The 14,959-nt window shown below is 64.8% G+C and carries 12 protein-coding genes; 7 read left to right on the top strand and 5 right to left on the bottom strand.

Annotated features, from left to right (window positions below; all coding sequences use genetic code 11):
- Positions 1-94: 94 nt before the first annotated feature.
- Together LW136_RS20830 and LW136_RS20825 are read right to left on the bottom strand one after the other, a co-directional pair.
- On the bottom strand, positions 95-484 hold the full coding sequence (locus LW136_RS20830) for a PaaI family thioesterase (RefSeq protein ID WP_234173973.1): 390 nt from the start codon (positions 482-484) through the stop codon (positions 95-97).
- Positions 485-486: 2 nt separating this feature from the next.
- Complete coding sequence (locus tag LW136_RS20825) at positions 487-2,805, bottom strand: Tex family protein (protein ID WP_234173971.1); 2,319 nt, start codon at positions 2,803-2,805, stop codon at positions 487-489.
- 224 nt (positions 2,806-3,029) lie between these two features.
- On the opposite strand from LW136_RS20825, the gene ompR reads away from it, so the two are divergent.
- Together ompR and LW136_RS20815 are read left to right on the top strand one after the other, a co-directional pair.
- Positions 3,030-3,764, top strand: coding sequence for an osmolarity response regulator transcription factor OmpR (gene ompR / locus LW136_RS20820; protein WP_014821967.1), 735 nt, complete (start codon positions 3,030-3,032; stop codon positions 3,762-3,764).
- Positions 3,765-3,840: 76 nt separating this feature from the next.
- The gene (locus LW136_RS20815) at positions 3,841-5,172 is read left to right on the top strand and encodes an ATP-binding protein (RefSeq protein WP_125860995.1); all 1,332 of its coding nucleotides are present in this window, start codon (positions 3,841-3,843) and stop codon (positions 5,170-5,172) included.
- Positions 5,173-5,193: 21 nt separating this feature from the next.
- Here LW136_RS20815 and rimK read toward each other — a convergent pair whose 3' ends face one another.
- Together rimK and rimB are read right to left on the bottom strand one after the other, a co-directional pair.
- Entirely contained in the window at positions 5,194-6,099 is a 906-nt protein-coding gene (rimK, locus tag LW136_RS20810; RefSeq protein WP_023447046.1) for a 30S ribosomal protein S6--L-glutamate ligase, read from the bottom strand.
- Positions 6,096-6,563, bottom strand: a complete 468-nt coding sequence (rimB, locus tag LW136_RS20805) for a retropepsin-like aspartic endopeptidase RimB (RefSeq protein ID WP_031298444.1) — start codon at positions 6,561-6,563, stop codon at positions 6,096-6,098. Before rimB ends, rimK begins: the two co-directional genes overlap by 4 nt.
- Positions 6,564-6,664: 101 nt before the next feature.
- On the opposite strand from rimB, the gene LW136_RS20800 reads away from it, so the two are divergent.
- The 5 genes from LW136_RS20800 to LW136_RS20780 all read left to right on the top strand — a co-directional run bounded on the left by LW136_RS20800 (position 6,665) and on the right by LW136_RS20780 (position 12,768).
- Positions 6,665-7,063, top strand: a complete 399-nt coding sequence (locus LW136_RS20800; RefSeq protein ID WP_014821963.1) for an RNA-binding S4 domain-containing protein — start codon at positions 6,665-6,667, stop codon at positions 7,061-7,063.
- A gap of 117 nt (positions 7,064-7,180) precedes the next feature.
- Complete coding sequence (hslO, locus tag LW136_RS20795; RefSeq protein WP_046620817.1) at positions 7,181-8,068, top strand: Hsp33 family molecular chaperone HslO; 888 nt, start codon at positions 7,181-7,183, stop codon at positions 8,066-8,068.
- Between the two features lie 221 nt (positions 8,069-8,289).
- The gene (locus tag LW136_RS20790; protein WP_234173969.1) at positions 8,290-9,834 is read left to right on the top strand and encodes a phosphoenolpyruvate carboxykinase; all 1,545 of its coding nucleotides are present in this window, start codon (positions 8,290-8,292) and stop codon (positions 9,832-9,834) included.
- Positions 9,835-9,997: 163 nt separating this feature from the next.
- Positions 9,998-10,600, top strand: a complete 603-nt coding sequence (locus LW136_RS20785; RefSeq protein ID WP_042922639.1) for a nitroreductase family protein — start codon at positions 9,998-10,000, stop codon at positions 10,598-10,600.
- Positions 10,601-10,809: 209 nt separating this feature from the next.
- Positions 10,810-12,768 (top strand): RecQ family ATP-dependent DNA helicase, encoded by a 1,959-nt coding sequence (locus LW136_RS20780; RefSeq protein ID WP_234173967.1) that lies wholly within the window; start codon positions 10,810-10,812, stop codon positions 12,766-12,768.
- Here the strand turns inward: LW136_RS20780 and LW136_RS20775 are convergent.
- Positions 12,765-14,786, bottom strand: a complete 2,022-nt coding sequence (locus tag LW136_RS20775; protein ID WP_234173965.1) for an FIST N-terminal domain-containing protein — start codon at positions 14,784-14,786, stop codon at positions 12,765-12,767. The two genes, LW136_RS20780 and LW136_RS20775, sit on opposite strands and share 4 nt — an antisense overlap.
- Positions 14,787-14,959 lie beyond the last annotated feature (173 nt).

Genomic DNA, 14,959 nt, shown 5'->3' with positions numbered 1-14,959 from the left:
ATATGGGGATGGAAACGCCGCTTCACAAGAGGCAGCGTTGCTTCGATCGCTGTCGACGCATGCCGACTCCGCTAGCGGCCAGTGGCACAGGCCACTAGAGGCAGGCGAAGGTCGCCTGGGCCTTGGCGATCAGTTTTTCGCCCTGATGCACCTCGGCTTCGAGCACCTGAGTCCGCCGGCCGCCATGCACCACCCAGGCGCGACAGCGCAGTTCGCCCTCGGTCACCGGGCGGATGTAGTTGACCTTGCATTCGAGCGTCACGCTGTTCGGCGAGCCATCGCCGAGGCTGTGGCTGGCCTGCCCCATGGCGGTGTCGATCAGCGAGAACAGCGCGCCGCCGTGCAGCTTGCCGTGCAGGTTGCGCAGGCCGTCGTGCATGGTCAGGCCGAGCACCGCCTCGCCGTTGCCGACCTGGTGAATCTCCAGGCCGAGCAGGCGGCCGAAGGCGCTGGAGCTGCCCACCGCCTCGACTTGAATGCTCATGCCTACTTCCTCAGCTGCTTGGCGTTGGCGAACAGCGCGGCCATGGCGGCATTGGCCGGTGCCGGCTTTTCTTCCTTGGCATGGCGCTCGCTGCGCGGCGCGTTGCCGCGTGGCTTGCCGGCGCCGCCACGCGGGCCGTCGGTCTTGGCGCCGGGCGTATCGCTCATGCGCATGGAAAGGCCGACGCGCTGGCGCGGGATGTCCACTTCCATGACCTTGACCTTGACGATGTCACCGGCCTTGACCACTTCGTACGGGTCCTTGACGAACTTCTCCGACAGCGCGCTGATGTGCACTAGACCGTCCTGATGCACGCCGATGTCGACGAAGGCGCCGAAGTTGGTCACGTTGGTCACCACACCCTCGAGCACCATGCCCGGCTCAAGGTCGCTGAGCTTCTCGACGCCTTCCTGGAACTCGGCGGTCTTGAACTCCGGGCGCGGATCGCGGCCGGGCTTGTCCAGTTCGCTGAGGATGTCGGTGACAGTCGGCAAGCCAAAGGTCTCGTCGGTGAACTGCTTGGGGTCCAGGCGCTTGAGAAACGCCGAGTCGCCGATCAGCGAGCGGATGTCGCGGTTGGTATCGGCGGCGATGCGTTTGACCAGCGAATAGGTTTCCGGGTGCACGGCGGAGGCGTCCAGCGGGTTGTCGCCGTTCATCACGCGGAGGAAGCCGGCGGCCTGTTCGAAGGTCTTGTCGCCCAGGCGCGGCACCTTCTTCAGCTCGCTGCGCGACTTGAACGCACCGTTGGCATCGCGGAACTGCACGATGTTCTGCGCCAGCGTCGAGTTGAGGCCGGAAATGCGCGCCAGCAGGGCGGCGGAAGCGGTATTCACGTCGACGCCGACAGCGTTCACGCAATCCTCGACCACCGCGTCCAGCGAACGCGCCAGCTTGAGCTGGGACACGTCGTGCTGGTACTGACCGACGCCGATGGACTTCGGGTCGATTTTCACCAGCTCGGCCAGCGGATCTTGCAGGCGGCGGGCGATGGACACGGCGCCGCGCAGGGAGACGTCCAGGTCCGGGAACTCCTTGGCCGCCAGTTCCGAGGCCGAATACACCGAGGCGCCGGCTTCGCTGACCATGATCTTGGTTAGCTTGAGTCCGGGTACTTTCTTGATCAGCTCGCCGGCCAGCTTGTCCGATTCGCGGCTGGCGGTGCCGTTGCCGATGGCGATCAGGTCGACGGCGTGCTTGGCGCACAGCTTGGCGAGAATCGCCAGGGTGCCGTCCCAGTCGTTGCGCGGTGCGTGCGGGTAGACGGTGGCGGTTTCCAGCAGCTTGCCGGTGGCGTCGACCACCGCGACCTTGCAACCGGTGCGCAGGCCTGGGTCCAGCGCCAGGGTCGCGCGCGGGCCAGCCGGGGCGGAGAGCAGCAGGTCGTGCAGGTTGCGGGCGAACACCGAGATGGCTTCGTCCTCGGCCTTGTCGCGCAGCTCACCGAGCAAGTCGGTTTCCAAGTGGGTGTAGAGCTTGACCTTCCAGGTCCAGCGCACCACCTCGCCGAGCCACTTGTCGGCGGCGCGGCCGCGGTTGGCGATGCCGAAGCGCTCGCCGATCATGCCTTCGCCGGGGTGCATGCCGCCGGGCGTTTCGTCACCGACCTTGAGGCTGACGCTGAGGATGCCTTCGTTGCGGCCGCGGAAGATCGCCAGCGCGCGGTGCGAAGGGGTGTTCTTCAGCACTTCGTCATGCTCGAAGTAGTCGCTGAACTTGGCGCCCTCGTTCTCCTTGCCCGGCACCACACGAGCGCTGAGGGTGGCGTTGTGCTTGAGGAAGTCGCGCAGCTTGGCCAGCAGGTCGGCATCTTCGGCGAAGCGCTCCATGAGGATGTACTTGGCGCCTTCAAGGACGGCTTTCACATCGGCGAAGCCCTTCTCGGCGTCGACGAAGCGCTCGGCTTGCTGCTCTGGCGTAAGGTCCGGGTTGCCGAACAGCGCATCCGCCAGCTCGCCAAGACCGGCTTCGAGGGCGATCTGGCCCTTGGTGCGGCGCTTCTGCTTGTAGGGCAGGTAGAGGTCTTCGAGGCGGGTCTTGGTGTCGGCGAGATCAATCTCGCGCTTGAGCTCGGGGGTCAGCTTGCCCTGTTCCTCGATGCTGGCGAGGATCGAGACGCGGCGCTCGTCCAGCTCGCGCAGGTAACGCAGGCGCTCTTCCAGGTTGCGCAGCTGGGTATCGTCGAGGCTGCCGGTGACTTCCTTGCGGTAGCGGGCGATGAAGGGAACGGTGGAGCCTTCGTCGAGCAGCGCCACGGCGGCGGCGACCTGTTGCGGGCGCACGCCCAGCTCGTTGGCGATACGGGAATTGATGCTGTCCATGAACCTACCTGGGTCAGTCAAACCATGCAGGCCGGGCCTGCGCGAAAGCCGGCGATTATAGGGGAACTGCGGCGGCCGGCCTCAACCGATTGCCGGTGAGCGGTCGCCGGTCTGGTCGAATGCTGCGGGAATCGGCCGTTCGACGAAAAATCTGCTAACAATGGCTGTCAGTAGGGCCGTTCCACACTGCGCAATAATGCGCCGTCGACCATCTGGGAGTTTCCATGAGCAGCACTGCGCCAGCCAGCGAAGGCGAAAAAATCCTCATCGTCGATGACGATGCCCGTCTGCGACGTCTGCTCGAGCGTTTTCTCGACGAGCAGGGCTACCGCGTCCGTACCGTGGAAAACACCGAGCAGATGGATCGTTTGCTCAGCCGCGAGCTATTCCAGCTGGTGGTGCTCGACCTGATGATGCCGGGTGAGGACGGGCTTTCCGCGTGCCGCCGGCTGCGCGAGGGTAACAACCAGATTCCGATCATCATGCTCACCGCCAAGGGCGACGAGGCCAGCCGCATCCAGGGCCTGGAGCAGGGCGCCGATGATTACCTGGCCAAGCCCTTCAACCCCCGCGAGCTGCTCGCGCGCATTCGTGCGGTGCTGCGTCGGCAGGCGCCGCAGGTTCCGGGCGCGCCGGCCAGCGAGGACGAGACCGTCACCTTCGGCGAGTACGAGCTATCGCTGGCGACCCGTGAGCTGAAGAAAGGCAACGAAGTGCACATGCTCACCACCGGTGAGTTCGCCGTGCTCAAGGCGCTGGTCCAGCATGCACGCGAGCCGCTGACCCGCGACAAGCTGATGAACCTCGCCCGCGGGCGCGAGTGGGATGCACTGGAGCGCTCCATCGACGTGCAGATATCCCGCCTGCGCCGGCTGATCGAGCCGGACCCGTCCAAGCCGCGCTATATCCAGACCGTCTGGGGTGTGGGTTACGTATTCGTGCCGGACGGCAACAAGTGAGTTGGCTGCGGCCTGCTGCAGGCTGCGAGCGCGTTACGCTCGCGGCCTGCCGTTCTGGGCCTGCCGCCGGGACTTCATGAAAACTCCGCTCTGGTTCCCGCAAAGCTTCTTCGCCCGCACCCTGTGGATGGTGCTGATCGTGGTGCTGTTCTCCAAGGTCCTGACGCTGGTCTACCTGATGACCAACGAGGACGTGCTGGTTGACCGCCAGTACAGCCACGGCGCGGCACTGACGCTGCGTGCCTACTGGGCCGCCGATCTCGAAGACCGAGACCGTATCGGTCGCGCCGCCGGCCTGCAGCTGGTGGCCGAGCAGAACGTGCCGCGCAGCGAATACCACTGGCCCTACACCGAGATCTTCCAGCGGCAGATGCGCGACGAGCTGGGCGACGATACCGAGGTGCGCGTGCGTATCCAGCCGTCCACGGCGATCTGGGTGCGCGCGCCTGCGTTGGGGCCGGACTGGGTGCAGGTGCCGCTGTACGCCTATCCGCTGCGTGGCCAGCGCATCTGGAGCGTGCTCGGCTGGTTCCTCGGTATCGGCCTGCTGTCCACCGGGGCGGCGTGGATCTTCGTCAGCCAGCTCAATCTGCCGCTCAAGCGCCTGGTCTTCGCCGCACGGCAGATCGGCAAGGGCCGGCGCGTGCGCCTGCCGATCAGCGATACGCCGAGCGAGATGACCGAGGTGTATCGCGCCTTCAACCAGATGGCCGAGGACGTCGAGCAGGCTGGCCGGGAGCGCGAACTGATGCTGGCCGGGGTTTCCCACGATCTGCGCACGCCATTGACGCGCCTGCGCCTGTCGCTGGAGCTGATGAGCAGCGATGACGAGCTGACCGACGACATGATTCGTGATGTCGAGGACATGAATGCGATCCTCGATCAGTTCCTCGCCTTCGTCCGCGACGGCAGCGATGAACCGGTGGAAACCACCGACCTCGGGGAGCTGATCCGTGAAGTGGTGGCGCCCTACAACCAGCAACAGGAGATCGTTCGCCTTTGCGTCGAGCCGATGCCGCCGTTCGCCCTGCGTCGGGTTTCGGTCAAGCGGCTGCTGGTGAATCTCATCGAGAACGCCTTGCGCTACGGCGGCGGCGGGGTGGAGGTGGCGGCTTATGTGTCGGGCGACCAGCACGCGCCCTACGTGGTGCTGAGCGTGCTCGACCGCGGCCCGGGGATCGATCCCGCCGAGCTGGAAGGCATCTTCAATCCGTTCATCCGCGGTGATCGCGCTCGTGGCGGGCAGGGCGCCGGGCTGGGTCTGGCGATCGTCAAACGCATCGCTTCACAGCACGGCGGCATCGTCGAGTTGCGCAACCGTGAGGGCGGTGGTTTGGAGGCGCGCGTCAGCCTGCCGCTGGGATTGCTGCTGCCGCGCGATGCGGTGCAGGGCAAACCGGCCGAGTAGCCGGTTCGCCACGAGGCGGAATCAGCCCTTGCCTTTGGTACGGGTCAGGTGCGGCCCGCCGTTCTTCTCCAGGTACTGGATGATCAGCCCGGCGACGTCCTTGCCGGTGGTCTCTTCGATGCCGGCCAGGCCCGGCGAGGAGTTGACCTCCATCACCAGCGGGCCATGGTTTGAGCGCAGGATGTCGACGCCGGCGACGTTCAGGCCCATCACCTTCGCCGCACGGATGGCGGTCATGCGTTCTTCCGGGGTGATCTTGATCAGGCTGGCGGAGCCGCCACGGTGCAGGTTGGAGCGGAACTCGCCGGGCTTGGCCTGGCGCTTCATCGCCGCGATGACCTTGTCGCCGACCACGAAGCAGCGGATGTCGGCGCCGCCGGCTTCCTTTATGTACTCCTGCACCATGATGTCCTGCTTGAGCCCCATGAAGGCCTCGATCACCGATTCGGCGGCCTTCTCGGTTTCACAGAGCACCACGCCGATGCCCTGGGTGCCCTCCAGAACCTTGATCACCAGGGGGGCGCCGTTGACCATCTGGATCAGGTCGGGAATGTCATCCGGCGAGTGGGCGAAGCCGGTCACGGGCAGGCCGACGCCGCGGCGCGACAGCAGTTGCAGCGCACGCAGCTTGTCCCGCGAGCGGGCGATGGCGACTGACTCGTTGAGTGGGAACACGCCTTGCATCTCGAACTGGCGCAGCACCGCACAGCCATAGAAGGTCACCGAGGCGCCGATGCGCGGGATCACCGCGTCGAAGCCGTCCAGCGGTTTGCCGCGGTAATGGATCTGCGGCTTGTGGCTGGCAATGTTCATGTACGCGCGTAGCGTATCGATCACCACCACCTCATGGCCCCGCTGCTGGCCGGCTTCGACCAGGCGTCGGGTGGAATACAGGCGCGGATTGCGCGACAGCACGGCGATTTTCATGGAGCACCGGAGGAAGTGAGGATCTGGGGTTTGTCCTGAATATAGGTTCGCGACGGATCGATCAGCCATTGCCCTTCGACCAGTGCCTTTGAACCGAGCAGCAGGCGATAACGCATGGTCTTGCGGCAGGTCAGGGTGAACTCCACCGGCCAGACATGACTGCCGAGTGCAAGCAATGTTCGCACCACGTAGCGCGTCTGCACCTGCCCGTTGGAACTCTTGATCAGCTTGCGCGTGACCAGCGGTGCCTCGCAGCGGTGGCGGCGCTGTACCAGCGTGCCCAGGTGGGCGGTGAATCGGACCCAGCGCTGACCGTCGCGTTCGAACTCGCTGATCTCGGTAGCATGCAGCGCCGATGTGCTGGCCCCGGTATCGACCTTCGCGCGCAGGCCCACCACGCCGAGATCCGGCAGGGCGATCCATTCACGCAGACCGATCACGGTATGGGGGTCGAGTCTCTTCAATGGGAGCGTCCGAAGAATTTGCCGGCATTCTAGTCGGGGTGCATGACAACTGCATCCGTCTGTAACACCCTAGAACGACGTGTAGAGGATAGAGCTGGACGATGGCCGAAAAAGACGACGACAAGGTGCGCCTGGACAAGTGGCTGTGGGCTGCGCGCTTCTTCAAGACCCGTGCGCTGGCCAAGGCGGCCATCGAGGGTGGCAAGGTGCACTGTCGTGGCGAGCGTTGCAAGCCGAGCAAGGAACCGAAGGTGGGCGACGAGCTGCTGATCCGCATCGGTTTCGACGAGCGCACGGTGGTCGTCCGCGCTTTGTCGGCGGTGCGCCGCGGAGCGCCCGAGGCGCAAACACTCTACGAGGAGACGCCGCAAAGCCTGGCCGCGCGCGAGGAAGCGGCGGCGCAGCGCAAGGCCGGCGCGCTGGGGCTGCAGACCGATGGGCGGCCGAGCAAGAAGCAGCGCCGGCAGATCCAGTACCTGCGCGACTACAAACCGGACTGATCTTCGCAACGCTGGCGAGCTGCATCACTCACGAGGCCGTCCGGCAGCCGCCCTTGGTCCGGGCCGGCTTTGCGCCTAAAATCGCCGGCTTCCTCCGCCGTTCCAGCGAGCCCCGGCATGTCCGACCAAACTCAGCGCTTTATCTTCGACGATTCCGACGTTCGCGGCGAAATCGCCACGCTGGACGAAAGCTTCCAGCACGTGCTGGCCAAGCACACCTACCCCGAGCCCGTCGCCCAGCTGCTTGGCGAGCTGCTCGCGGCTGCCGCGCTGCTGGTCGGCACGCTCAAGTTCGACGGGCTGCTGATTCTCCAGGCGCGTTCCAGCGGAGCTGTCCCGCTGCTGATGGTCGAGTGCTCCAGTGCCCGGGAGGTGCGCGGCATCGCGCGCTACCACGCCGAGCAGATCGAGACGGGCGCAACGCTGGCCGAGTTGATGCCCGAGGGCATGCTGGCGATCACCGTCGATCCGGCCAACGGCCAGCGCTACCAGGGCATCGTCGGCCTGGACGGGGTCAACCTGGCGGAATGCCTGACCAACTACTTCGTTGCGTCCGAGCAGCTGCCGACGCGCTTCTGGCTCAATGCCGACAGCCGCCGGGCCTGCGGCCTGCTGCTGCAGCAGTTGCCGGCCGATCGAATCAAGGATGCCGACGAGCGTGACGCCAGCTGGGAGCACCTGCGCACCCTGGCCGACACCCTGACGGCCGAGGAACTGCTCGGGCTGGATGCCGAGACGCTGTTGCACCGGCTCTACCATCAGGAGCAGCTGCGCCTGTTCGACGCGCTGCCGATCCGCTTTCGCTGCAGCTGCTCGCGGGAGCGCTCGGCCCGTGCGCTGATCAGCCTGGGCGAGGAAGACGCCCAGCAACTCGTGGTCGAGCAGGGCGGTGCGGTGAGCATCGATTGCCAGTTCTGCAACGAGAAGTACACCTATGATGCCGCGGACGTGGCCCAGCTTTTCGCCGGTGGCGGCAGCGACGCGCCCTCGGGCACCCGTCATTGAGCGGCGCCTGGCGCTCGGCAGCCATCCGCGGAGCGCCAGTACGCTAAGGAATGAGACAGGGATGGACCTGCAGCCAGCCAGTGAACTATTTGGCCATCACGGCCTCATACCCAGCGCGGTGCATTATCTGGCATAATCGCGCGCACTTTTTTCGATGTAGTTCGTCGCTCGGCGGGCTACAACAGCATGGAGGAATCGGCCCAAGGCCGACGGGAACACTCATGACGCAAGCCACCAACGCCGTGTACACCGACATCAGCACCGCTCAACTGATTGAAGAAGCCGTCAAGCGCGGAGAGGGCGAACTGTCCGCCAATGGCTCTCTGGTGGTGAAGACCGGGCACCGCACGGGTCGTTCTCCGGCTGACCGCTTCATCGTCGAAGAGCCGAGCACCCAGCACAAGATTGCCTGGGGCCCGATCAACCGTCCGTTCCCGGCCGGCAACTTCGAAGCACTGTGGAACCGCGTCGAAGCCTACATCGCCGAGCGTGACAGCTTCGTCTCCTACGTCCATGTCGGTGCCGATCCCGAGCACTACCTGCCGGTCAAGATGACCACCGAGACCGCCTGGCACAACCTGTTCGGCCGTTGCCTGTTCATCACCCCGGAACAGTTCAACCAGGCCAGCCTGAGCGAGTGGCGCATCCTCAACGCACCGTTCTTCCAGTGCGTACCCGAGCGTGACGGCACCAATTCCGATGGCTGCGTGATCATCAACTTCGCCGAGAAGAAGGTGCTGATCGCCGGCATGCAGTACGCCGGTGAAATGAAGAAAGCCATGTTCTCCGTGCAGAACTTCCTGCTGCCGGACGTCGACGTGCTGCCGATGCACTGTGCCGCCAACATCGGCGAAGATGGCGACACCACTCTGTTCTTCGGTCTGTCCGGCACCGGCAAGACCACCCTGTCGGCCGACGAGAGCCGCTACCTGATCGGCGATGACGAGCACGGCTGGGGCGTTGGCCGCGTGTTCAACATCGAGGGTGGCTGCTACGCCAAGTGCATCGACCTGTCCGAGAAGAACGAGCCGGTGATCTGGAAGGCTATCAAGTTCGGCGCCGTGCTGGAGAACGTGGTGCTCGACGAGCGCACCCGTCTGCCCGACTACGCCGACGCCAGCCTGACCCAGAACAGCCGCGCCGCGTACCCGCTGCAGCATGTCGAGAAGCGCTCCGAGAAGAACCTCGGCGGTGAGCCGAACGCGGTGATCTTCCTGACCTGCGACCTGACCGGCGTACTGCCGCCCGTGTCGATCCTGAACAACGAGCAAGCTGCCTACCACTTCCTGTCCGGCTACACCGCGCTGGTCGGTTCGACCGAAATGGGTTCGGGCAGCGGCATCAAGTCGACCTTCTCCACCTGCTTCGGCGCGCCGTTCTTCCCGCGTCCGGCTGGCGAGTACGCCGAGTTGCTGATCAAGCGTATCAACGGCTTTGGCTCCAAGGTCTACCTGGTCAACACCGGCTGGACCGGTGGTGGCTACGGCGTCGGCAAGCGATTCAACATCCCGACCACCCGTGCGGTGATCGCGGCGATTCAGAGCGGCGCGCTGATCGGTGCCGAGACCGAGCACCTGCCGATCATCAATCTGGACGTGCCGAAGGCCGTCTCCGGCGTCGATACCCAGCTGCTGAACCCGCGCAACACCTGGGCCGACAAGAGCGCCTACGACCATGCCGCAAAGGAACTGGCAGCCAAGTTCGTCGAGAACTTCAAGAAGTTCGATGTCTCCGACGCCATCCGCAACGCCGGCCCGCAGCTCTAAGCTGCCCGCCGCGTGATCGAAAAGCCGCCTCCGGGCGGCTTTTTCGTTTGTGCCGGGTGGTGATTCGGATCAAAGGCGTCGATGATTCTTATCGGTCAAGGCGCATGGATTCGATTGGTCGGCGCCCTTAGCATGGCGCCACTGTTGATCACGAGGAAGCGTCATGAATACCGTAGAAGCCATCCGCACCCGTCGCGCCGTCAAAGTCTACGACCCGAGCTTCCAGCTCAGCCGGGAGGAGAAGGACGAGCTGCTGCAACTGGCACTGCTGGCACCCTCTGCCTTCAACCTGCAGCACGTGCGCTTCGTCGAGGTGAGCGACCCTGAACTGCGGGCGCAGATCCGCGAGGTGGGCTGGAACCAGGCGCAGATGACCGATGCCTCGATGCTGGTGGTGATCTGCGCGCAGGTCGACAGCTGGGAAAAGAATGTCCGCCGGGTCTGGGATGGTGCGCCAGGCGAGGTGCAGAACTTTATGGCCGGCGCCATTGATGCCTACTACCGCGACAAGCCGCAGGTCCAGCGTGACGAAGCCATGCGCAGTTGCGGCCTGATGGCGCAGACGCTGATGCTCGCGGCACGGGCCAAGGGCCTGGATTCCTGCCCGATGGATGGCTTCGATTTCGACGCGGTCGGCAAGCTGATCAACCTGCCGGACAACCATGTCATCGCGCTGATGGTCGCGGTGGGCAAGCGCGCTGCCGAGCCGAAGCCGCGGATCGGCAAGTTGCCGTTCGATGAGGTGGTGATTCGCGACCGCTTCTGAGTCTTCTGGCGAAGGGCGCGCAATGCGTCCTTCCACCTGGGCCCGCTGGCCGCCAAATTTGCCCACCTCAAAGTCCCATCCGGCGCCCAGCGCCATCGCCGGGCTGATGGCCACGCGCTCCGACGACCGGCCGCACATGTCAGCCGCTTTGCAGTACCGTCTCCCTCCGTTTGCTACCCTCCGGCCTCCAGTCAAAGGAGTGACTCAGCATGATCGAACAGACCCTCAGGCAGACTTTCGGCTACGACGGCTTTCGTCCCGGCCAGGATCAGGCCATTCGCGCCGTGGTGGCCGGGCGCTCGGCGGCCGCGATCTTTCCCACCGGGTCGGGCAAGTCCTTGTGTTATCAGCTGCCGGCGCTGCTATTGCCTCATCTCACCTTGGTCGTTTCGCCGCTGTTGGCGCTGATGCAGGACCAGCTGGCGTTCCTGCACCGGCACGGCATCGCGGCGGCAAGCATCGATTCGGCGCAGAGCCGCGAGCAGGCCAGCGAAACCATGGCCCGCGCCAAGTCCGGTGAACTGAAGATCCTGATGATCTCGGTGGAGCGGCTGAAGAACGAACGCTTCCGCAACTTCATCAGCCAGGTGCCGATCTCGCTGCTGGTCGTCGATGAGGCGCACTGCATCTCCGAATGGGGGCACAACTTCCGCCCGGATTACCTCAAGCTTCCCGACTACCAGCGTCAATTCAATATCCCGCAGGTGCTGCTGCTGACCGCCACGGCGACACCGCCGGTGATCGCCGATATGCAGGCCAAATTCTCGATTGCGCCGGACGACGTGGTGACTACCGGCTTCTACCGGCCCAACCTCAATCTGCTGGTGGAGCCGGTCAGCGGCTTCAACAAGCAGCGCCGGCTGGTGGAATGGCTGGGCGACAGGAGCGGCCAGCCCACCATCGTCTACGTTACCCAGCAGAAGACCGCCGAACAGATTGCCGAGCACCTGGCGCAGTGCGGCTTCCCGGCCAGCGCCTATCACGCGGGCATGGCGCACGAGCGGCGTGAGTCGATCCAGCGCCGCTTCATGGCCGGCGAGCTGAACTGCATCGTCGCCACCATCGCCTTCGGCATGGGCATCGACAAGGCGGATATTCGCAATGTGGTGCACTACGACCTGCCCAAGTCGGTGGAGAATTACAGCCAGGAGATCGGCCGGGCCGGGCGCGACGGTAAGCCCTCCGACTGCCTGGTGCTGGCCAATCGCGACAGCCTCAGCGTGCTGCAGAACTTCGTCTATGGCGATACGCCGGAGCGCGAGGGCATCCGCTGCGTGCTCGACGAGCTGCTGCAGGCGGCTGCTCCTGATCAAAAGGGCAGCGGACAGTGGGAGCTGATGCTCAACCAGCTATCGGACCAGAGCAACATCCGCCAGCTGCCGCTGAAAACCCTGCTGGTGCAGCTGGAGCTGCGCGGCATCATCGCTCCACGCTTCGCCTATTTCGCCGAATACCGCTTCAAGTACCTGCTCGAACCCGAGGTGCTGGTCGCGAAATTCGAAGGTGAGCGGCGGCAGTTCGTCGAGGCCATCGTGCACAGCTCGGCGCGGGCAAGGACCTGGTGCACGCTGGATTTCGATGCACTCTACCAGCAGCACGGTGCGGACCGTGGGCGGGTGGTAAAGGCCCTGGAGTACTTCCAGGAAAAGGGCTGGATCGAGCTGGAGAGCAAGCAGATGACCGATGTCTATGCGCTGCTCGATCCAGACTTCGACGCAGAGGGGTTGAGCATCGAACTGCATGAATACTTCAAACAGCACGAAGCGAGCGAGATCACCCGCATCGACAACATGCTGGCGCTGTTCGAATCCAGTGAATGCCTGAGCCAGCGCTTGGCCGGGTATTTCGGTGACTTGCAGGCGCCGCAGCACTGCGGGCATTGCTCTGTCTGCAACGGACAGGTCGCGAAACTGCCGGAACCGTCGGCAATGGCGCCACTGGAACAGATTGACCTGGCCGCCCGCTGCGCCGAATTCAGTCAGCGCTTCGCGCAGCTGAAGGGCGGTGCGCCCAGCGCCGAGTGCCTGACGCGCTTTCTCTGCGGCATCAGCGTGCCGGTGTTCACCAAGCTCAAGGCGCGCCAGATCCCAGGCTTCGCCTCGCTGGAGGCTTATCCCTACGCCGAGGTTCGCGCGCGCCTGACCCTGGCCATCGGCGAACAGCCTTAGCGCGCGGTCAGGCCGATCAGCCGGTCGGCGACGCCCTTGGTCTGGCGTGAGGTGCCTGCGGTGAGGTTGCTCGAATTTTCCAGCGCATCGAGCAGCCCGGTCAGCGAGCCGACACCGGCCGATTGCGTCTCGATGTGTTGCGCCACCGCGCGAATCTCGCTGGCCAGGCGGTCGATGTCGGTGCCGATTTCCTCCGCGTTCTTGCCGGTGATCTCGGCCAGCTTGCGCACCTCATCCGCCACCACCGCAAAGCCACGGCCCATGTCACCGGCGCGCGCCGCCTCAATCGCCGCATTGAGCGCCAGCAGGTTGGTCTGCCCGGCGATCTGCTGGATAGTCTGCACCACCGACTGGATGCGCTGACTGGACTGCGCCAGGTCGCGGGCGCTGCTGACCACCTCGTCGGCCTGGTGGACCATCTGCTTGACCGAGCTGCCGGCCTGTTCGATGACGGTACCCTGCTGGTTGATGTTCAGCGTCAGATCGTCCATCGAGCCGTGCAGCTCGTTGGCGCACTGGCTCAGCTGCTCGGACATGGACTGCCGCTCATGGTCGGCCTGAGACAGGACCTGGCCAAGGTCGGCCAGGCCGCGGAACACCGGGCGGATGTGTTCGTCGAGGCCATTGATGTCCACCGCGCTGCTGTAGTCCTGGCGCTTGAACTGCTCGATCTGCTTGACCACCACCTGGCTCAGGCCGGTCAGCTTCTTGATCTGCCGGCGCAGGAAGAATGCCTTGAACTCGCCGTGGTAGGCGATGAAGTTGTCGGTGTACTCGTCGTGGAACTCTTCCTTGCCGTTGGTGCGGAAGAAGAACACCGCCGTCAGGGTCTGGTTGAGGTTGAGGCCGAGGATCTCGCCGAAGGTCGAGTAACCGGCCACCGGCACGTCATCGAACACCGGGTCCATGCCGCCCAGTGCCTGCTCGTTGTTCAGTCGGCGCAGGATGCAGTCGTTGAGGATGCCCACCAGCGGCTTGCCGGGCTTGTTGCGCATGAACTGTTGATAGTCGCGGCGGGTGGTCTCGGCCAGCGGGGTGCGCTTGACCATGATCAGCTCTTCGCCGGGGGCGACGTCGCAGAACAGGTGCACGCGCTCGTTGGCGAAGTCGATCTGCGAGATCGAGCGGACGAACACTTCCTCGCCGACGCGAATGGCGAAGGAGTAGTCCGAGAGCCGCTGCTCCAGCTCCTGCGGCGCGCATTTGAGCGCCTCGCACAGCGCCTGGACCATCGTGCGGATGTTGCCGCGTGAGTCGACCACCTGGCTGATGTAACGGTCCTCCAGGGAGGCGCTGAGTACGTTCAGGCTGAGTGGCGTCGGCTCGAAGTTCTGGCTCTTGAACACGCCGAAGCGTACGTCCCGCGCGCACTTGAGGAAGACGATCAGCGCGTGGTTCTGGTAGCTGCGTTTGCCGTCATGCAGCTGGGTCTTCTGAAAATCCAGCTTGCCACCGGCCGAGCCGCCGACGAACAGGCAGGGGAAACGACCGGACTCGTACAGCGCCTCCATGAAGAAGGATTCCGAAGCGGAGAGGCCGTCGAAGAAGATGTTCGCCAGCGTGTCGCGGTAATCGATCTTCATCGACACCTGCACCCGCTTGATCGACGCCGTGAGGCGCGCGATGCGCTCGCCCATCGACAGCCGCTGACCCTGGCCGCGGATGTCCTCGCACTCCAGCGGCACACGGACGATCTCGGCGGCGGCGATGACGCTGGCGTCGAACAGCTGCAACACCACCCGATCCCACTGCGCGCCGGTGGCACAGTAAAGCCGCTGGCCCTCGCTGGACAGCTCGCCCGCGGTGGTACACAGGCTGATCGTCGCCTGCGGAAAGCGCTGCGCTATCTGCCTGGCGACCTCATCCAGATCCACGTGCGGCGAGACGAAACCGGCAATGTAGGTCGGGTTGAAGCGCAGGGTGGCGAGCTGCTGGGCAAGCTGGTGAGCCGAGCAGAGCAGGCTCGCCGTGCCGCTGGATTGCGTGTGGCCTGGCTTGAATCGGGAGAGCGAAATCATGGGCGTTACTCGCTTGAGGAAGGGAAGCGGGAAACTCGGCCGCTCCCGCACTGATCAGCCGTCGATCAGAGGCTACATTTTTTGTTATCGGCACCCCGGCCGCGAGCTGCATGCCCGTTCGGCGCCGTCACCGTCAGCCACGTTATCGGCCGCCGGATCGAAGATCGCCATGC

The sequence above is a fragment of the Stutzerimonas kunmingensis genome (assembly GCF_021432085.1).
Lineage (GTDB): Bacteria > Pseudomonadota > Gammaproteobacteria > Pseudomonadales > Pseudomonadaceae > Stutzerimonas.
Note: the sequence above shows the minus strand (reverse complement) of the source record. Positions and strands in the feature narration are given on the sequence as shown.

Coding starts and splice junctions, on each gene's coding strand:
- LW136_RS20815 (WP_125860995.1), top strand. CDS start 3,841: ATGAAAACTCCGCTCTGGTTCCCGCAAAGCTTCTTCGCCCGCACCCTG.
- LW136_RS20790 (WP_234173969.1), top strand. CDS start 8,290: ATGACGCAAGCCACCAACGCCGTGTACACCGACATCAGCACCGCTCAA.
- rimK (WP_023447046.1), bottom strand. CDS start 6,099: ATGAAAATCGCCGTGCTGTCGCGCAATCCGCGCCTGTATTCCACCCGA.
- LW136_RS20780 (WP_234173967.1), top strand. CDS start 10,810: ATGATCGAACAGACCCTCAGGCAGACTTTCGGCTACGACGGCTTTCGT.
- LW136_RS20775 (WP_234173965.1), bottom strand. CDS start 14,786: ATGATTTCGCTCTCCCGATTCAAGCCAGGCCACACGCAATCCAGCGGC.
- LW136_RS20825 (WP_234173971.1), bottom strand. CDS start 2,805: ATGGACAGCATCAATTCCCGTATCGCCAACGAGCTGGGCGTGCGCCCG.
- LW136_RS20830 (WP_234173973.1), bottom strand. CDS start 484: ATGAGCATTCAAGTCGAGGCGGTGGGCAGCTCCAGCGCCTTCGGCCGC.
- LW136_RS20800 (WP_014821963.1), top strand. CDS start 6,665: ATGGCCGAAAAAGACGACGACAAGGTGCGCCTGGACAAGTGGCTGTGG.
- hslO (WP_046620817.1), top strand. CDS start 7,181: ATGTCCGACCAAACTCAGCGCTTTATCTTCGACGATTCCGACGTTCGC.
- LW136_RS20785 (WP_042922639.1), top strand. CDS start 9,998: ATGAATACCGTAGAAGCCATCCGCACCCGTCGCGCCGTCAAAGTCTAC.
- ompR (WP_014821967.1), top strand. CDS start 3,030: ATGAGCAGCACTGCGCCAGCCAGCGAAGGCGAAAAAATCCTCATCGTC.